Source organism: Planomonospora corallina (assembly GCF_042650625.1).
In the GTDB taxonomy this organism is placed as follows: Bacteria; Actinomycetota; Actinomycetes; order Streptosporangiales; family Streptosporangiaceae; genus Planomonospora_B; species Planomonospora_B corallina.
Map to the genome: position 1 here is coordinate 231,580 of NZ_JBHSBM010000012.1, position 18,526 is coordinate 250,105.

Consider the following 18,526-nt stretch of genomic DNA (forward strand, 5'->3'; position numbering starts at 1 on the left):
TGCCACCCCGGGTAATGGCCTCCGGACTACCGCGCGGTAACCTCCGCTCAAGGAGCGATTAGTAGACGGCGAGGGGCCCGCGTCCGGCCTCCCGGAGCGCGAGGGGCGCTCCGGGGAAGGACGCGCCGGCCCCGAGCCGCGACGCGCAGCGTCGCCTGAGCACAGGAGAGCCACATGCCCGAGGCAGTCATCGTCGCAACCGCGCGCTCGCCCATCGGACGCGCCTTCAAGGGTTCGCTCAAGGACATCCGTCCCGACGACCTGACCGCGCAGATCATCAAGGCCGCGCTGGACAAGGTCCCCCAGCTCGACCCGAACACCGTCGACGACCTGATGCTGGGCTGCGGCCAGCCCGGCGGCGAGCAGGGGTACAACATCGCCAAGGTGGTCTCCACTCTGCTCGGACTGGACGGCGTGCCCGGCACCACCGTCAACCGCTACTGCTCGTCCTCTCTGCAGACCACCCGGATGGCCATGCACGCGATCAAGGCGGGCGAGGGCGACATCTTCATCTCGGCGGGCGTGGAGTGCGTCTCCCGCCTCGTCAAGGGCAGCGCCGACGGGGTGACCGGCACGCAGAACCCGGCGTTCGACGAGGCCACGGCCCGCACGGTCAAGTCCTCCGAGGGCGGCGCCCCGGTCTGGCGCGACCCCCGCGAGGACGGCCTGCTGCCCGACATCTACATCGCGATGGGCCAGACCGCGGAGAACGTGGCCGCGCTCAAGGGCGTCTCGCGCCAGGAGCAGGACGAGTTCGGCGTGCGCTCCCAGAACCTCGCCGAGAAGGCCCTGGCCAACGGCTTCTGGGAGAAGGACATCACCCCGGTGACCCTCCCCGACGGCACCGTGGTCAGCAAGGACGACGGCCCGCGCCCCGGCACCACCTACGAGGCGGTTTCGGGACTCAAGCCGGTCTTCCGTCCCGACGGCACCGTCACCGCGGGCAACTGCTGCCCGCTGAACGACGGCGCCGCCGCCGTGATCGTGATGAGCGACACCAAGGCCGCGGAACTGGGCATCACCCCGCTCGCCCGGGTCGTCTCCACCGGCGTGAGCGGCCTGTCCCCCGAGATCATGGGCCTGGGCCCGATCGAGGCCAGCAGGCAGGCCCTGGCCCGGGCGGGCATGTCCATCGACGACGTGGACCTCGTGGAGATCAACGAGGCCTTCGCCGCCCAGGTCATCCCCTCCTACAAGGAACTGGGCATCGACATCGACCGGCTCAACGTGAACGGCGGCGCCATCGCGGTGGGCCACCCGTTCGGCATGACCGGCGCCCGGATCACCTCCACGCTCATCAACAGCCTCCGCTTCCACGACAAGTCCATCGGCCTGGAGACCATGTGCGTGGGCGGCGGCCAGGGCATGGCCATGGTCCTGGAGCGTCTCAGCTAGGTTCCGCGCCCGTCTCCCGTGCGGGGGCGGTCAGCCGTGGACGTCGGGACCGGCGCGGGTGAGGTCGATCCTCACGATCACCCGCCGGTCCCTCTCCATGGCCGCCCGGTAGTCGTCCCAGTCGGGGTGCTCACCGGAGAGGTCCCGGTAGTAGGCCACGAGGAGGTCCATCGCCTCCGGCAGCGAGACGATCTCGGCCGTGCCCTCGATCTGGATCCACTCGCCGTAGAAGGCGTCCGTCATCACGCAGAGCGCGACCCGGGGGTCCCTGCGGAGGTTGCGGACCTTCGCCGCGGTCTCCCGCGTGCTGATCACGGGGCGCCCCCGGACGTCGAGTCCCACGGTGACCGGGGACATCTGTGGCCGGCCGTCGGCGTGCCTGGTCAGCATGACGGCCCGGTGGTTGTCCCGGATGAACTCGCGCGCCTTGTCAAGATCCATGCACCCATCATCCCCGCACATGGGAGGACTCCACCACCGTCGGCGGCGGAGTCCTCGGGCGGGGACCGATGGTTTACAGGTGGTGGCGGCGGTGCCGCTCGTGCTCGTGCACGATGGCGGCGGCGTAGCCGTGAGTCATCCCGTGCTCGGCGGCGAGCCAGTTGGCGCGCTCGTCGCAGCGAAGGAAGGACGGGCCGTTGTCGAGAGCTTTGAACCACTCGGGGAGCGCGCGCCCCGTGATGTCCGGGACTCTGGCGATCAGTTTGTGATGCGTGTCCATCGAGTGGTTCAGCGGCATGGATTCCTCCACGGGTAAGGCCTCCTTTGCTTGACAGTGCCTCACGACACCCGTGATTACAAGACCTGGGGGAGTCTTCTCTTGCACGCCGTCGACCTCCGACTGCGTTTTACACACAATATGCCCGTTTTGTCATGAAAAAACCCCGCCGGATCATTTCCGGCGGGGTTTAACCGTTTTTTACGGTGCGAGGATCAGTCGCTGCTGTAGAAGTAGCTCAGCAGGCGCAGGATCTCCAGGTAGAGCCAGACCAGGGTCATCGTCAGGCCGAAGGCCATCAGCCAGGAGTACTTCGCCGGGACACCGGCCCGCACGCCCTCCTCGACCTGGTTGAAGTCGAGGAGCAGGAAGAAGCAGCCCAGCAGGATCGCCGCGACGCTGACCAGGTAGCCGACCGGGCCGGCCTGGCGGAGACCGAAGCCGCCGTCGATGAAGAAGCTCGCGATCCAGTTGACCAGCAGCGCGCCCATCAGGCCCAGGGCCGCGGCCACGACGAACTTGGTGAACTTCGGCGTCACCCGGACGATGCGCAGCGCGTAGACCGTCAGCATGCCGCCGAAGGCCATGGCCGTGCCGAGGACCGCCTGGATGACGATGCCCGGGTAGATCTCCTGCATCAGGTGGCTGAGCACGCCGACGGCGACGCCGTAGCCGACCGCGTAGCCGAGGATCAGCACCGGGTTGGTGCTCTGCTTGAACGAGACGATCAGCGCCAGGACCAGGCCGACGAGCATGCCGGCCATCGCCGCGCCCCAGCCGAGGTTGAGCGCCCAGGCCGCGGCGGCCGAGACGACCAGCGTGCCGAGGGTCATGAAGCCCCGCACGACCACGTCGTCGATCGTCATCGCCCGGTAGGCGGGCGGGGCGTGCTGCGCGTACGCCGGGGCGTCGTACATGCCCTGAAGCTGCTCAGGGGTCGGGGTCGGCCCGCCCCAGGCCTGCCGGCCCTGGGGCTGCCGCTTGAATACGGGGTTCTTGCTCTCCATCGCTGCCTCCACGCTGCGACCTACGCGATCAGCGTATTCGATCGGTCGTCACACAGCCGTATCGTGCTCATATCATCATGCACGCGTGACGGTACGGCTACCGCCGTCCTCTTCAACGACCAGCGCCTCCGGGAAGTTCCCGCCCCTCCCTGCACTCTTCGCGGGGTCCGGCGGCACCGCGGATGCGGACGGCGCAGTGCCCCCGGCGGGATTCGAACCCGCATCCCGACCCTTTTAAGGGGTGTGCCTCTGCCATTGGGCTACGGGGGCGCCGCAATCATACGTAACGGACCACCCGGACGTAACCGTTCACCCCATCTGTCGCACCGTTTCCCGCACCGGTCCGCACACGGCCCGGCCCCGGGGCGATCGGGACCGGGCCGTGTGAGCCTGCGGAAGGGCGGACCGGCCGGCACGGCGGCCTCCCGCGCGTGACCGGCACGGGAGACCACGTGCGCCCTCGGCCTCTCAGGCCGTCGCGGCGGCCTTGAACTCCTCGCGCGGCGCCTCGATCTCGCCGAGCGAGACGGTCTCGCGCTTGAAGAACAGCGCCAGGGTCCAGTCCGCCATCACCCGGACCTTGCGGTTGACGGTCGGCACCCGCGACAGGTGGTAGGTGCGGTGCATGAACCAGGCGGGCAGCCCGCGGAGCTTGACGCCGTAGACGTTGGCGACGCCCTTGTGGAGGCCCAGACCGGCGACCGAGCCGACGTACTTGTGCCGGTAGTCGACCAGTTCCTCGCCGCGCAGGTGGCGGGTGATGTTGTCGGCGAGCACCTTGGCCTGGCGGACCGCGTGCTGGGCGTTGGGCGCGCAGTACTGGCCCGGGTTGGTCATGTCGGGCACCCCGGCCACGTCGCCCGCGGCGAACGCGCCCTTGGTCCCCGCCACGGTCAGCCGCGTGGTCGTCTTGATCCGGCCGCGCTCGTCCAGCGGCAGGTCGCCCGCGTTCACCACCGGGCTGGGTTTCACGCCGGCGGTCCAGACGATGGTGGCCGCCTCGAACTCGTCGCCGTCGGAGAGCTTGACGTGGCCGCCCTCGCAGGACTCCAGGCGGGTGTTCATCTTGACCTCGATGCCGCGCTCGCGGAGCTGCTCGGCGGTCCACCGGCCCATCTCCGGGCCGACCTCCGGCAGGATCCGGTCGGTGGCCTCCACCAGGACCCAGCGCATGTCCTCGCGCTTGACGTTGTGGTAGTAGCGGACCGCGTCGAGCGCCATGTCCTCCAGCTCGGCCAGCGCCTCGATGCCCGCGAAGCCTCCCCCGACGACGACGAACGTCAGCGCCCGGCGGCGCAGGGCCTCGTCGTCGTTGGTCTCGGCCCGGTCGAGCAGGCCGAGCACCCGGTTGCGCAGGGCGATCGCCTCGCCGACCGTCTTGAAGCCGATCGCGGCGTCCGCCAGCCCGGGGACGGGCAGCGTGCGGGAGACCGAGCCCGCGGCCATGACGACGATGTCGTAGCCGATCTCGTAGGGGGTGCCGACGTTCGGCTCGAAGGACACCTTCCGGGAAGCGTGGTCGACCTTGGTGACCTTACCGTTCAGGATCGTCGCCCTGCGCAGGACCCGCCGGAGCGGGACCACTACGTGGCGGGGGGAGAGGTTGCCGGCCGCGGCCTCCGGGAGGAACGGCTGGTAGGTCATGTGCGACTCGGGGGTCAGGACGGTGATGCGCACACTGCCCTCACGCAGCTCCCGGCGGAGCGTGCGCTGCAGCCGCAGCACGGTGTAGAGGCCGACATAGCCACCACCGACGACCACGATGTGCTTGGAGCTGGTGTTCACTTCGGCATCCTTAGGTCGGGGGCTTTGTGAAAGCTTTCACAAGCATACGTCCGCCCTTCCGCGAGCGCCAGGGACCCCCTTGGCAACTTCACCCAAATTTACGTAAAACGAACGATTTGACCATCATTACCGATGAAAATTCGGTATTTGTTCCCTTTTGTGATGGACCTCACAGACCACGCAACGTGTTGGCCCTGGTGAAGACCTGGTCGAGCATCTCGGCGGTCACCCGGCCGGTGAAGGTGTTCTGCTGACTGGGGTGATAGCAGCCCAGAAGATGCGCCGAACTTCCGCCCCGGGAGATCTCGACCTCGACGCCGTGCCCGAAGGCGGGCCTGGGCCGCGGCAGGGCGTACCCCGCCTCCCGCAGCGCGGGCCAGACGGCCTGCCAGGCGAAGCCGCCCAGGGCGACCAGCACCCGCAGGCTCTCCGCGGCGAGCCCGACCTCCCGGGCCAGCCAGGGGAAGCACGCGGCCCGCTCCTGCGGCGTGGGCTTGTTCCCTGGCGGCGCGCACCGCACCGCGGCCGCCATGCGCGCCCCGATGAGCCGCTGCCCGTCCCCCGCGTGCACGCTGGTCTCCCGCGCGGCCAGCCCGGTCCGGTGCAGCGAGGCGAACAGCCAGTCGCCGCTCCGGTCACCGGTGAAGATCCGGCCGGTCCGGTTGCCGCCGTGCGCGGCCGGGGCCAGTCCCACGATCAGGACCTCTGGTTTCTCCTCTCCCCAGCCCGCGACGGGCCTGCCCCAGTAGGTCTGGGCGGCGAAGGCCCGCCGCCTGACCTCCGCGACCTCCTCGCGCCACTCCACCAGGCGCGGGCAGGCGCGGCAGACCGACTGCCGGGCGGTCAGCTCGGCGAGGGTGCCGCTGGTGGCGGCGAGGTCTCCCACCTCGGCGGGGTCGTGCGCGACGGGCGTGTCCGGCCGGGCGGGGTCGTCCGGCCAGCCGGTCCCCGGGGGAACGAAGCTCATGCCTCCGATCGTGCCACCGCCCGCCGTCTCCCGCCCCTCCGGCGGGCTCGCCCCCGGCTCCGCGGCACGCGGAAACGACGAAGGCGGTGCCCGCACGGAGCGGGCACCGCCTCGTTCACCGTCCTCCCCGGCTCAGGTCTCCCTCAGCCGGAGTGTCGTCCAAGGGCCTCAGGCGCCTGCCGGGGCCCCGCTGGAGGCGGGAGCCTCGGGGGAGGCGGGAGCCGGCTTGTCGGCCGCCTTGTCCTCCGTCTTGTCCTGCACGGAGGAGCAGACCGAGGCGTAGTGGTCCGCGGCCGAGTCGCCGTCGATCTTCAGGACGACCGTGCCGCCCTTGGTGGCGTAGGAGGACCACTCACCGTGGACGCTCTTGCTGCCGCCCCCGTGACCGAACACCACGTCACCGCCGCCGGCGACCTTGCCGTTGACGACCCAGGTGTAGCTGACCTTGCCCGGGCCGTCGGAGTGGATGGTGCCGGAGGCCTTCACGACGCCGTTCGGGCACCCGCGGGCGACCTGGGTCGCGCCCACGTGCGTGACGTCGGCCTTCACCTGGTGGTCGGGCTTGTGCGGGTGACCCGGCTTGTGCGGCCGGTGCCAGTCCTTGCACCAGATCTTGAACCCGGCCGTGTCGGAGCTGCCGTAGCGGCCCACGACCTCCAGCTTCGCCCAGCCACGCAGGTCGTCGTGGGTGCGGATCAGGTGACGGACCGTGGTGGAACCGTCCACGTGCACCTTGCCGTAGTCGACGACGCGGCCGTTGACGACCCAGCGGTAGTGCACCCAGCGGTGGCCGTAGGTGCTGATGCGGCCGACCAGGAGCGCCTTGCAGTTGCCCTCGTCCACCCAGACCTTGGTCTGGACGCGGCGCGTGCTGTGGATGGTGTAGGCGTCCTTGTAGACGTGCTTGCGGTCGTCGTCACAGGAGACCTTGAAGTGGGCCTTCTCCGAGACGGCCTTACGCGGCGACAGGACCTCCAGGGCCTCCCAGCCCTTGGTGTCGTTGCCGATCTTGTGCGTCTCCTTCACCGTGACGTGCTTGACGCCCTTGCCCACGGTGAAGGTCTTGACCGCGCTCTTGGACCCGTTGCCGCGCACCCAGCGGTAGGCGACCTTGGTCTTGCCCGCGGTCGCCTTCACCTTGATCGTGCCGGAGAAGGTGACCTTGACCGGGCACTCTCCGTCGTAGTCCGAGAGGGAGACCTTGGGCTTGCCCGCGAAGACGGCGGGCTTCGCCTTGTGCTTGTGGTCAGGACCGGTGGCCGCCGCTGCGGGCGTGGCCAGCAGTCCCGCCGTCATCGTCGCCAGCATGGCCGCACCGGCTCCGACGGCGGCCAGCTTGCTCGCTAGACCGGACTTCATGAGGGGATGCTCCGTTTCGTTAGGAAGCGGTTGCGCTCGGAGACGGTTGCCGCCCCGGCAACAAGCTGTGCCGGGCCCCACGGCAAAGCCTCGCTAAAGCTTCTTTACCTAACCATAAAACGGATGGATCACTCAATTGATAACGAATCAGATTTCGTCCGGATGTTGTCAAGATTTGCTGATCGACCAGGCGATGCCGTCGAGGATGTCACACTCACTGACGACGACCTCGGCGAAGCCGTACCGCTGCATGATCCGGTCCAGGATGAGCGCACCGGCCGCGATGACGTCGACGCGACCGGGATGCATGACCGGGATGGCCGCCCGTTCAGAATGGGACATATTAAGCAAACGGTGCGATATTTCGTGCGCCCGATTTGCCGGAATTCGCGCGTGGTGGATTCTGTTCGAATCGTATTCGTCCAGCTCGAGGGCTATTCCGGCGACCGTGGTCACCGAGCCGGCCAGGCCGACCATGGTCAGCGCCCGCTCCACCGGCACCTCCTCCGCGACCCGGTCGAGCGCGTCGTCGATGTCCGCGGTCATCGCCTCGACGGCCTCGGCCGGAGGCGGGTCGCCCGCACCGCGCAGGTGCCGCTCGGTCAGCCGTACGCAGCCGATGTCGACCGAGAGCGCCGCCTCCGCGTGCGTCGCGCCGACCACGAACTCGGTGGAGCCCCCGCCGATGTCGACCACGAGGTACGGCGGGCGGGTGCCCGAGGGCGTGGGCAGCCCGGTCTCCGGCGAGAGGGTGACCATGTCCCCGGTGGCCCCGGTGAACGACAGCTCGGCCTCCTCCGCGCCGGTGACCACCTCGGGATCGACCCCGAAGATCTCCCGCACGCCGTCGGCGAAGTCCTGCCGGTTGGCGGCGTCCCGGGTCGCGCTGGTGGCCACCACCCGGACCGCGGCGGCCCCGTGGCCCTCGATCAGGGCGGCGTAGGCGCGCATCGCGGCGAAGGTGCGCTCCAGCGCCTCCGGGGCGAGCCTGCCCGTCTCGTCCACGCCCTGGCCGAGCCGGACGATCTCCATCCGCCGCTCCACCTCGTGGAGCGAGTCGGCGTGGACGTCCGCGACCAGCAGGCGGACGGAGTTGGTGCCGCAGTCGATCGCGGCGACGCGGGTCACTGTGAGTCCTCCTCGGAAACGGTCGTGCCGGGCTCGCCGAACCCCTCCACCTGGCAGCACGGTCCGTCCGCCCACCACTCGCCGAGCGCGTCGAGCGCCTCGCGACCGAAGGGATTGCTCCCCGGCGCCGCGAGCTCGTGGGCGACCAGCGCGTGCAGGCACTTGACCCGGTCCGGCATCCCGCCGCTGCTCTGCATGCCCCGCGGCAGCGGCTCCAGTCCTTCCTCGGCGGCCGCCTTGTCGCGGCGCGCGACGTAGTCCTCGTGCGCGGCCCGGTAGGCCGAAGCCAGCTCCGGGTCCTCGGCGAGCCGGGCGCGCATCTCCTTCATCGTCCCCGTGCTCTCCAAGGTGCCGATGGCGGAGTTGGCCCTGGGGCACGTCAGATAGAACAGCGTCGGGAAGGGCGAGCCGTCCGGCAGCCGCGGAGCGGTCTCCACCACGTCGGGCAGCCCGCACGGGCAGCGGTGCGCCACCGCCCGCAGTCCTCTCGGCGCCCGGCCGAGCTGCTGTTCCACCGCCGCCACGTCGCGGTCGTCAACCATCAGGAAACACCCCCACAGAGAACGGCTCCCAGGCTATCGACTCCACTGCCCGCGAGGGGGCGCCGGTGTCTGGACTGAGGAGCGCGCGCAGCGGAGCGAGCACGCGACGAGGGAAGACAGCGGTTACCAGCCCCCTCGCCGCGACACGCAGTGTCGCCATCGGCACAGCGAGGGGGCGCCGGTCACCGCGGCGAGCACCTCAGCCCGCGGAGCCCGGCGAGCGCGACGCGCCGGCCTCCTCACCGGTTCTCGCCCTGCGGCCCTTCCCGGTGTCGGCGGCCTCGACCGACTCCCAGAGGGTCTGGTACCACGGCGGCACGGCGGCCTTCTTCGGCGCGGCCGTCTCCGCGCCGCCGCCGGGCCGGTCGTCCATGACGACGTAGCACTTCTGGCCGGGTTCGCAGTAGAACAACCGCTCCCGGGCCTGCCGCTTGATGTAACCGGGATCCTGCAGCTGCCTGCGCCGGTCCTCCAGCGCCTTGATCGCGGCCAGCTCCCGGGCCTTCTCCTGCTCGAGCTGGGCGATGTTGCGGCGCTGCGCGATGTACTCCCTGACGGGGTAGGCGAGGCTCATCGCGATCGCGCAGACCACGACCGCGAGCACCGCGGCCCGTCCCGTCAGCTGCGGCCGCTTCACTCTGCTCATCACGATGCTCCGCCTCGCCTGCTCATCACGGCGCTCCGCCTCGCGGATCCGCACGGGGACGCGGCGGGCGCCTCGCCGCGCCGACGGCGGCACTGCGCGCCGCGGCTCCGCCGTACGGCCCGCGCCCGCCGGGACCGGCGGACGCGAACCCTACGCAGCGAAAGCTACCGCGTGAAGCGCGGGAACGCGGCGCGGCCCGCGTAACGGGCGGCGTCGTCGAGGAGCTCCTCGATGCGGAGCAGCTGGTTGTACTTGGCCACGCGGTCGGAGCGGGCCGGGGCGCCGGTCTTGATCTGGCCGCAGTTGGTGGCCACGGCGAGGTCGGCGATCGTGGTGTCCTCGGTCTCGCCGGAGCGGTGGCTCATCATGCAGCGGTAGCCGTTGCGGTGGGCCAGGTCCACCGCGTCGAGGGTCTCGGTCAGGGTGCCGATCTGGTTGACCTTGACCAGCAGCGCGTTGGCGGTGCCCTCGGCGATGCCGCGGGCCAGCCGCTCGGGGTTGGTCACGAACAGGTCGTCGCCGACGAGCTGGACCTTGTCGCCGAGGGCGCGGGTGATGGCGTTCCAGCCCTCCCAGTCGCTCTCGTCCAGCGGGTCCTCGATGGAGACCAGCGGGTAGTTCGCGACCAGGTCCTCGTAGAAGGAGATCAGCTCCGTGGAGGACAGGCCCTTGCCGTCGATCGTGTAGACGCCCTCGTTGTGGAACTCGGAGGCGGCCACGTCGAGGGCGAGCGCCACGTCCTGGCCCGGCGTGTAGCCGGCCTTCTCGATCGCGACGAGGATCAGGTCGAGGGCGTCGCGGTTGGACGGCAGGTTCGGCGCGAAGCCGCCCTCGTCGCCCAGGCCGGTGGCGTAGCCCTTCTCCTTCAGCACGGACTTGAGCGCGTGGTAGACCTCGGTGCCCATGCGTACCGCCTCGCGGAACGTCTCCGCCCCGATCGGCGCGATCATGAACTCCTGGATGTCCACGTTGGTGTCGGCGTGCGCGCCGCCGTTGAGGATGTTCATCATCGGCACCGGGAGCACGTGCGCGTTCGGGCCGCCGAGATAGCGGAAGAGCGGGAGTTCGGCGCTCTCGGCCGCGGCCTTGGCCACGGCGAGCGAGACGCCGAGGATCGCGTTGGCGCCCAGCCGCCCCTTGTTCGGCGTGCCGTCCAGGTCGATCATGACCTGGTCGATGCTCCGCTGCTCGGCGGCGTCGAAGCCGAGGATCTCGTCGGCGATCTCGTCGGTCACCCCGAGGACGGCCTTCTCCACGCCCTTGCCGCCGTAGCGGCCCTCGCCGTCGCGGAGCTCGACGGCCTCGAACTGGCCGGTGGAGGCCCCGCTCGGCACCGCGGCCCGGCCCTCGCTGCCGTCGTCGAGCAGGATGTCGACCTCGACCGTCGGGTTACCCCGGGAGTCAAGGATCTCGCGGGCGTGCACGCCCTCGATGGAAGCCACGAAGCGCTCCTAAGGTCTCAAGACAGTTACGGAAAAAGCCTATCGACCCTTACTTCCCGGTACGGCTACCGCCCCGTCGTGGCCGCGTCCCCGGCGTGTCCCGCCCTCCGAATCCTCCCCCGGTCCCGCCCGTCAGGCCCGGGCGCGGATGTGATCACGGTAGGCGCGGGCCACCGCCCGCAGCTCGGCCTCGGGGTCGAGCCCCTCGGCGTGCGCCTGCCGTACCAGCTCGAACAGGCGGGCGCCGAGGCCGTCGGCGGGCACGTCCTCCGGCAGGACGGTGGGAGCGCCCACCCGGGCGGCGCGGCGCAGGAGCTGGGCGGCCAGGGAGAGCGCCGGCTGGCCCATCGGCACGCCGTCGACGGCGGAGCCCGCGTCGCCGCCGCTCTTGGCCGCCCGCTCGGCCGCCTTGATGGCCTCCCAGTTGTCGCTGACCTGCTCGGCGCCGTCCACCTCGACGGAGGCGAACACGTGCGGGTGCCGGCGGACCAGCTTGTCCACGATGCCCGCCGCCACGTCGTCGACGTCGAACCCGCCCTCCTCCGCGGGGCGGTCCTGCGCGACGCGCGCGTGGAAGGCCACCTGGAGGAGCAGGTCGCCCAGCTCCTCGCGGAGCGCGCCGCGGTCGCCCTCCTCGATGGTCTCCAGCACCTCGTAGGCCTCCTCGAGGAGGTACGGCGCCAGCGACTCGTGGGTCTGCTCCGCGTCCCACGGGCAACGGGTGCGCAGGCGGTCCATCACCGCGACGAGGTCGAGCAGGCGGGCGCCCGGAAGGTCGTACGAGCCGGGCACGACCTCGATCACCGGCGGGTCGCCGAGGGCGATCGCCGCGTGGCCGACCGCGCGCATCAGCGCCTCGTCGGCCTCCAGCCAGACCACGTCCCGCTCCCGGGCCTCGCGGACCAGGGCGGCCGGGTCCGGCTCGGCGACCTCGACCGCGATCCCGGCCTCGGCCAGGAACGGCAGGTGCGGGTGGTCCGGCGAGGCGGTGCGCACCGGGCCGGCCGCCAGGACCTGCCAGGCGCGGTGGCCGAGCAGGCCCGGGGCGACCCGGGGCGAGGTGGTGACGACGATCAGCGCCATGCCGGCGGCCGGGTCAGGAGGCCCGGAGCACGCCGAAGCGGGCGGCCTTGTCGTCCTGCGGGTCCGCAGCGGCGTAGCGGGGGTTCTGCACGACCTTGATGGTCTGCGTCTCCTGGGCGAACTTCTGGGAGGCGGCCTGCCGGGACGCCTCGTCCTCGCCGGCGCCGAAGCCCTTCATCATCTTGTCCTGGATGATGCTGATGCGGACCAGGTCGCGCAGCTTCGACGGGGGCAGGCCGTTGTTGAGCGCGAGCTGCTCGTCGGTGAGCTGCCGGCCCTGCTTGGCGAGCTCGGTCCTGACCGAGGTGAGGAAGTCGTCGATCTCCGTCTCGGTGACCGTGACGCCGTTGCGCTCGCCGAGCTGGCTGATCTGCTCGATGGAGATCAGACCCCCGAGCACGGCCTGCGGGGCCGGGGTCTGGATCTGACCGCCCATCCCGGTCCGGGTGAGCGCCTCCTCGAACTCCTTGACGCCGGCGTTCAGCTCGCTGGAGCTGATCCTCTCGCCGCCCACGATGGCGGCGGTCCCGACCTGGGACGGGGAGCAGGCGGTCAGCGTGACACCGGCGGCCACGGCCGCCAGGATGACGCGCACTCGAGTCGACTTCACTTCGATCCCTTCACGACGAAACGCCGATTCACTTTACCGGCACGTTCTCGAGGAACATCGCCTCGACCAGATCACCGCACCACTTCAGCAGCTCGAGGTCGTGCAGCGGCCGCCCGCCGAGCGGCTTGGTCTTGGGCACGGGCACCAGCAACGTACCGGTCGCCTGCTTCAGCAGCGCCTTCGGGTAGAGCCGCTGGAGCCTGACCTGCTGGGAGTCGCGCAGCTGCACCGGGGCGAAGCGGATGTGCTGCCCTTGCAGGGTGACGTCGGTGAGCCCGGCCTTGCGGGCGCGGATCCGGAAGCGCGCCACGGCCAGGAGGTTCTCCACCTCCGCCGGCGGCCTGCCGTACCGGTCGGTGAGCTCGTCGCGGACCGCCGCGATGTCGTCGTCGGTGCAGACGGCCGCGACGCGCTTGTAGGCCTCCAGGCGGAGCCGCTCGGAGGTGACGTAGTCGTGCGGGATGTGCGCGTTGACGGGCAGCTCGACCTTGACCTCCGGCCGCTCCTCGACCTCGCCCCCGTCCAGCTTGGCCTTCTGCTCCTGCACGGCCTCGCTCATCATCCGCACGTACAGGTCGAAGCCGACGCCCGCGATGAAGCCCGACTGCTCGGCGCCGAGGATGTTGCCGGCGCCGCGGATCTCCAGGTCCTTCATCGCGACGTACATGCCGGCGCCCATCTCGGTGTGCTGGGCGATGGTGGCCAGCCGCTCGTGGGCGGTCTCGGTGAGCGGCTTCTCCGGCGGGTAGAGGAAGTAGGCGTAGCCGCGCTCGCGGCCCCGGCCGACCCGGCCCCGGAGCTGGTGCAGCTGGGACAGGCCGTAGTTGTCGGCCCGGTCCACGATCAGCGTGTTGGCGTTGGGCACGTCGAGGCCGGACTCGACGATCGTGGTGGAGACGAGCACGTCGAACTCCCGCTCCCAGAAGCCCACCATGATCTTCTCGAGCTGCTGCTCGTTCATCTGGCCGTGCGCGACGGCGATGCGGGCCTCGGGGACCAGCTCGTGCAGGCGGGCCGCCACCTTGTTGATGCTCGCGACCCGGTTGTGGACGAAGAAGGCCTGGCCGTCGCGCATCAGCTCGCGGCGGATCGCGGCGGCGATCTGCTTCTCGTCGTAGGGGCCGACGAAGGTGAGGATCGGGTGGCGCTCCTCCGGCGGGGTGAGGATCGTCGACATCTCGCGGATGCCGGTCAGGCCCATCTCCAGCGTGCGCGGGATCGGCGTGGCGGACATGGCCAGCACGTCGACCTGCGTGCGCATGCGCTTCATGGCCTCCTTGTGCTCGACGCCGAAGCGCTGCTCCTCGTCGATGATGATCAGCCCGAGGCCCTTGAACCTGATCTCCGGGGAGAGCAGCCGGTGGGTGCCGATCACCACGTCCACCGAGCCGTCGGCCAGCCCGCGCAGCGTCTCGGCGACCTCGGCGTCGGTCTGGAAGCGGGAGATCGGCCGCACGTTCAGCGGGAACCCGGAGAAGCGCTCGGCGAAGGTGGACAGGTGCTGCTGGACCAGGAGCGTGGTCGGGACCAGCACCGCGACCTGCTTGCCGTCCTGCACGGCCTTGAACGCCGCCCGCACCGCGATCTCGGTCTTGCCGTAGCCGACGTCGCCGCAGATCAGCCGGTCCATCGGGACCGGGCGCTCCATGTCGCGCTTGACCTCCTCGATCGCCTCGAGCTGGTCGCCGGTCTCGGCGTAGGGGAAGGCGTCCTCCATCTCCCGCTGCCAGGGCGTGTCCGGCCCGAAGGCGTGCCCCGGCGAGGCCATCCGCGCGCTGTAGAGCCGGATGAGCTCCCCGGCGATCTCCTTGACCGCCTTCTTCGCCCGGGTCTTGGCCTTGGCCCAGTCGGCGCCGCCCATCCGGTTGAGCGTGGGCGCCTCGCCGCCGACGTAGCGGGTGACCTCGTCGAGCTGGTCGGTCGGCACGTAGAGGCGGTCGCCCTTGGCGTACTCGATGACGAGGTACTCGCGGGTCGCGCCCTGCACGGTCCGCTGCACCATCTCGACGTAGCGGCCCACGCCGTGCTGCTCGTGCACCACGTGGTCGCCGACCTTGAGCTGGAGCGGGTCCACCATGTTGCGGCGGCGGCTGGGCAGGCGCCGCATGTCCTTGGTGGAGGCCTTCTGGCCCACCAGGTCGAGGTGGGTCAGCACGGCCAGCGAGGGGCTGACGAAGCCGTGCTCGAGCAGGCCCGTGGTGACGTGCACGACGCGCGGGTCGGGGGTCCGGTCGATGCCGGGCACCAGGCGGGCGGGCAGGTCCACGCCCTTGAGCAGCTCGACCATGCGCTCGGCCGGTCCGTGGCCCTCGCTGACCAGCACGACGGTCCGGCCGGCCTCCAGCCAGCCCTTGATGTCGGCCAGCGCCCGCTGGGTGTCGCCCCGGTAGGCCTCCGCCTCCCGGGCGTCGAGGACCAGCGCGCCGTCCCGGTGCTCGTCGAGCTCGTCGTCTCCGCCGCCGAAGGGCGCGATCGACCACCACGGCTGCCCGAGCTTGCCGGCGTGCTCGCGGACCTCCTCCAGCGTGCGGAAGGCCGCCGCCCCCAGATCGATCGGGGCCTGCCCGCCGGCCGCGGCGGTGATCCAGGAGGCCTCCAGGAACTCCTGGCTGGTGCGCACCAGCTCGTCGGCGCGGCTGCGGATGCGCTCGGGGTCGCAGACGAGGACCGCCGCCCGCGCGGGCAGGTGGTCGACGAGCAGGTCCATCTCCCCGGCCAGCACGGGCGCGAACGCCTCCATGCCCTCGACCGGGACTCCCTCGGCGAGCTGGGAGAGGACCTCGGCCAGCTCGGGGTGCTCGGCGGCCAGTTCCGCGGCCCGGGCCCTGACCTCGTCCGACAGCAGCAGCTCCCGGCAGGGCGGGGCGAACAGCCCGCCCTCGGCGACCTCCAGCGAGCGCTGGTCGGCCACCTTGAACCAGCGGACCTCCTCGACCGCGTCGCCCCAGAACTCCAGGCGGAGCGGGTGCTCCTCGGTCGGCGGGAAGACGTCCAGCAGACCGCCCCGGACCGCCACCTCGCCGCGCTTCTCCACCATGTCCACCCGGTGGTAGCCGGCGGACACCAGGGCGTGCACGACGCCGTCGAGGTCGGCCTCGTCGCCGGCGCGCAGCCGTACCGGCTCCAGGTCGCCGAGGCCGCGCACGATCGGCTGGAGCACCGCCCGGACGGGGGCGACGACGACGCTGAGCGGGCCCGCGGCGGGGTCGCCCGGCACGGGGTGGGCCAGCCGGCGCAGTACGGCCAGGCGCTTGCCGACGGTGTCGCTGCGCGGCGAGAGGCGCTCGTGCGGGAGGGTCTCCCAGGCGGGGAAGACGGCGACCGCGTGCTCGTCCAGGAGGCTGGAGACGGCGGCGGCCAGGTCCTCGGCCTCGCGCTCGGTCGCGGTCACCGCGAGCACGGTCCGCGTCCCGGTCGCGTCCCCGGCGGACCCGGCGTCACGGGCGGCGCCGCGGCACGCCAGCGCCGCCACCGCGAAGGGCCGCAGCGCGGGCGGCCCCACCAGCGAGGCTCCGGAGCCGACGCCCAGCCGCGCGTCGTCCAGTGCGGAGGCCAGCGCAGGCTCGGCCACGACAAGGTCAAGAAGTCCTGAAAGACTCACCGGAATCGCCCACAGCCCCACGACGGCAACAGATGCGGCCCCCGGCCGGGTTCGACACGGGGGCTGTGGGGTCAAGGCTACTTGGCCCGGGCCGGCACGCGGGAACGAACGGTCGGTGCGTGACGAATCGCGCATAGTTGATTACTCTGCGCGATATGAGAGGAATGCGATCGGTCGCCACGCGAGGCGACCTCATCGAGCGCCGGATCCAGGAGCAGTGGACCGAGCGGCGCGGGCGCCGCCTCGACGTCCTGATCGCCGGATGCGGCTGGCCGGACCCGCTCCACCTGGAGATGGAGAGCCGGGTCGTCGGGATCGACGAGGACCACCCGGCGGCGCGCGCGAGCGTCGAGAGCCGGGGGGACCTCACCTCGTGGGCGCTGGGGGACCTGCGCGCGGTGCCGGTGCCGCCCCGCTCCTTCGACGTGGTCTACGCCCCGTTCCTGCTGGAGCGCCTGGAGCATCCCGAGCTGGTGCTGGACCGGCTGGTCGCCGGGCTCCGCCTGAACGGGCTGCTCCTGCTGCGCGTGCGCGACCGCGACTCGGCCTACGGCACGTGCGCCCGGCTGACCCCGTGGCCGCTCCGGCGGCTGCTCTGGCACAGGATCGCCGGGGAGGACGCGCCGGAGCCGCTGCCCAAGGTGTACGGCCCGGCCATCTCGCGGGCGGGCATCCACGCCTACTGCCTGACCCGCGGGCTGGTGGTCACCGACGAGTTCCTGGGCACCAGCGGACCGGCCGCGGACCGGCCGCTGGTCCGCGCCGCGTGCACGGTGATCGAGGCCGTCTCCCGGGGCCGGATCCCCGCCTCGCACGACGAGATCACCATGATCATCCGAAAGCCGGAGGACTATTTCACGCGTCTGCTCTGAGCCGGGCCGGTTGATGTGGGAGAACCGGAGTGGCTACAGTGACCATATCCGACTAAGTCGATCGGGAATGTGGAGCAGATGACGGCGCCCTTCGAGTGGACCCCCGACGCCCGTGAGCTGGCCGACCTGGAGCTGCTGCTGGCCGGCGCCTACCACCCGCTGACGGGTTTCATGGGCCCGGCCGACGCGCACGCGGTCGCCGAGCACGGCACGCTCTCCGACGGCACGCCGTGGCCTGCCCCGGTCACGCTGGCCCTTCCCGGCGACCACCCGGCCGCGCCCGGCGACCGGATCACGCTCCACGACCCCGAGGGCGCCCCGCTGGCCGTCCTGACGGTCACCGAGCACTCCGGCGGCCTGGCGGCCGGGCCGGTGGAGGCGCTGGGCACGCCCGAGCACGGGCCGTTCGCCCGGCTCCGCCGCGCCCCGGCCGACGTCCGCAAGGAGCTGGCCGGCCGGCCGGTCCTCGCCGTCACCATGCGCGGCCCCCTCGACGACCTGGCCGAGATCGAGGCGACCGCCGCCGAGCTGGAGGCGACCGTCCTGCTCCTCCCCCTGGCCTTCGGCGAGGCCGGGCCCGCGGTGGTCCGGGCGGCGCTGAAGGCGCGCGACCGGCTCGCCGCCGGAGCCGCCGGGGACGCCGGGGACGCGACGGTCGTCGTCGTGCCGCTCGCCCCGCGCTCCGACCACGCCGTCGACCTGGAGCTGCGCGAGCGGGTGGCCGAGGCCTACGGCGCCACCGAGCACCTGGCCGGCCCGGAGCCCGTCGTGATCCCCGGCCCGCCGCACCGGCGCGGGCTGGTGGTCTTCTTCACCGGCCTGTCCGGCTCGGGCAAGTCCACCGTCGCCCGGGGCCTGCGGGACGCGCTCCTGGAGCGCGGCAGCCGCACGGTGACCTACCTCGACGGCGACGTGGTCCGCCACCTGCTCTCGGCGGGGCTGGGCTTCTCCCGCGCCGACCGCGACCTCAACATCCGCCGGATCGGCTTCGTCGCCGCCGAGGCGGCCCGGCACGGCGGGCTGGCGATCTGCGCCCCCATCGCGCCGTTCGCGGCCACCCGCGCCGAGGTCCGGGACATGGTCGAGGCCGTCGGCGCCGACTTCCTGCTCGTGCACGTGGCCACCCCGCTGGCCGAGTGCGAGCGCCGCGACCGCAAGGGCCTGTACGCCAAGGCCCGGGCGGGGCTGATCGGCGAGTTCACGGGTATCTCCTCCCCCTACGAGGAGCCCGACGACGCCGACCTGGTGATCGACACCACCGGGCTCTCCGTGGAGCAGGCCGTGGCGGCCGTGCTCGACCCGCTCGTGGCGGGGGGCTGGGTGCGGTGAGACCGACGTCCGACCGGAAGCGAACCGCCCGCGCGGCGGACG

At 71.5% G+C, this 18,526-nt stretch carries 16 protein-coding genes and 1 tRNA gene; 3 read left to right on the plus strand and 14 right to left on the minus strand.

The features are described 5' to 3' along the window. Window positions 1–174: 174 nt before the first annotated feature. Window positions 175–1,395, plus strand: a complete 1,221-nt coding sequence (locus tag ACFOWE_RS09005; RefSeq protein ID WP_377286729.1) for an acetyl-CoA C-acetyltransferase — start codon at window positions 175–177, stop codon at window positions 1,393–1,395. A gap of 30 nt (window positions 1,396–1,425) precedes the next feature. Here the strand turns inward: ACFOWE_RS09005 and ACFOWE_RS09010 are convergent, their stop codons facing one another. From ACFOWE_RS09010 to mfd, 14 genes are all read right to left on the minus strand, one after another. Beyond that, window positions 1,426–1,836 (minus strand): PPOX class F420-dependent oxidoreductase, encoded by a 411-nt coding sequence (locus ACFOWE_RS09010; RefSeq protein WP_377286730.1) that lies wholly within the window; start codon window positions 1,834–1,836, stop codon window positions 1,426–1,428. A 73-nt stretch (window positions 1,837–1,909) separates the two neighbouring features. After that, window positions 1,910–2,146, minus strand: a complete 237-nt coding sequence (locus tag ACFOWE_RS09015) for a DUF4287 domain-containing protein (RefSeq protein ID WP_377286731.1) — start codon at window positions 2,144–2,146, stop codon at window positions 1,910–1,912. 182 nt (window positions 2,147–2,328) lie between these two features. Beyond that, entirely contained in the window at window positions 2,329–3,120 is a 792-nt protein-coding gene (locus ACFOWE_RS09020; protein WP_377286732.1) for a Bax inhibitor-1/YccA family protein, read from the minus strand. A gap of 197 nt (window positions 3,121–3,317) precedes the next feature. Continuing rightward, a tRNA-Leu gene (locus tag ACFOWE_RS09025) sits at window positions 3,318–3,390 on the minus strand. A gap of 198 nt (window positions 3,391–3,588) precedes the next feature. Further along, window positions 3,589–4,905 (minus strand): NAD(P)/FAD-dependent oxidoreductase, encoded by a 1,317-nt coding sequence (locus tag ACFOWE_RS09030; RefSeq protein ID WP_377286734.1) that lies wholly within the window; start codon window positions 4,903–4,905, stop codon window positions 3,589–3,591. A 169-nt stretch (window positions 4,906–5,074) separates the two neighbouring features. Next, entirely contained in the window at window positions 5,075–5,872 is a 798-nt protein-coding gene (locus ACFOWE_RS09035) for a uracil-DNA glycosylase (protein ID WP_377286735.1), read from the minus strand. A gap of 168 nt (window positions 5,873–6,040) precedes the next feature. Further along, window positions 6,041–7,231 carry a hypothetical protein gene (locus ACFOWE_RS09040; RefSeq protein ID WP_377286736.1) on the minus strand — a complete coding sequence of 397 codons (1,191 nt, stop codon included), beginning with the start codon at window positions 7,229–7,231 and terminating at the stop codon, window positions 6,041–6,043. A 168-nt stretch (window positions 7,232–7,399) separates the two neighbouring features. Then, window positions 7,400–8,359, minus strand: a complete 960-nt coding sequence (locus ACFOWE_RS09045; RefSeq protein WP_377286737.1) for a Ppx/GppA phosphatase family protein — start codon at window positions 8,357–8,359, stop codon at window positions 7,400–7,402. Continuing rightward, entirely contained in the window at window positions 8,356–8,901 is a 546-nt protein-coding gene (locus ACFOWE_RS09050; RefSeq protein WP_377286738.1) for a DUF501 domain-containing protein, read from the minus strand. Before ACFOWE_RS09050 ends, ACFOWE_RS09045 begins: the two co-directional genes overlap by 4 nt. A 199-nt stretch (window positions 8,902–9,100) precedes the next feature. Then, on the minus strand, window positions 9,101–9,547 hold the full coding sequence (locus tag ACFOWE_RS09055; protein ID WP_377286739.1) for an FtsB family cell division protein: 447 nt from the start codon (window positions 9,545–9,547) through the stop codon (window positions 9,101–9,103). 164 nt (window positions 9,548–9,711) lie between these two features. Continuing rightward, complete coding sequence (gene eno, locus ACFOWE_RS09060; protein WP_377286740.1) at window positions 9,712–10,989, minus strand: phosphopyruvate hydratase; 1,278 nt, start codon at window positions 10,987–10,989, stop codon at window positions 9,712–9,714. Between the two features lie 132 nt (window positions 10,990–11,121). Then, a complete protein-coding gene (locus ACFOWE_RS09065; RefSeq protein ID WP_377286741.1) occupies window positions 11,122–12,072 on the minus strand; it encodes a MazG family protein in 951 nt (316 codons plus the stop codon). Window positions 12,073–12,085: 13 nt separating this feature from the next. After that, entirely contained in the window at window positions 12,086–12,682 is a 597-nt protein-coding gene (locus ACFOWE_RS09070; protein ID WP_377286742.1) for a SurA N-terminal domain-containing protein, read from the minus strand. Between the two features lie 28 nt (window positions 12,683–12,710). Next, window positions 12,711–16,283 carry a transcription-repair coupling factor gene (mfd, locus tag ACFOWE_RS09075; protein WP_377286743.1) on the minus strand — a complete coding sequence of 1,191 codons (3,573 nt, stop codon included), beginning with the start codon at window positions 16,281–16,283 and terminating at the stop codon, window positions 12,711–12,713. A gap of 155 nt (window positions 16,284–16,438) precedes the next feature. Between mfd and ACFOWE_RS09080 the strand changes: the two genes are divergently transcribed. Together ACFOWE_RS09080 and cysC are read left to right on the plus strand one after the other, a co-directional pair. Then, entirely contained in the window at window positions 16,439–17,155 is a 717-nt protein-coding gene (locus tag ACFOWE_RS09080; protein ID WP_377286744.1) for a class I SAM-dependent methyltransferase, read from the plus strand. A gap of 78 nt (window positions 17,156–17,233) precedes the next feature. Further along, window positions 17,234–18,484, plus strand: coding sequence for an adenylyl-sulfate kinase (gene cysC / locus ACFOWE_RS09085; RefSeq protein ID WP_377286745.1), 1,251 nt, complete (start codon window positions 17,234–17,236; stop codon window positions 18,482–18,484). The last annotated feature ends 42 nt before the right edge of the window (window positions 18,485–18,526 follow it).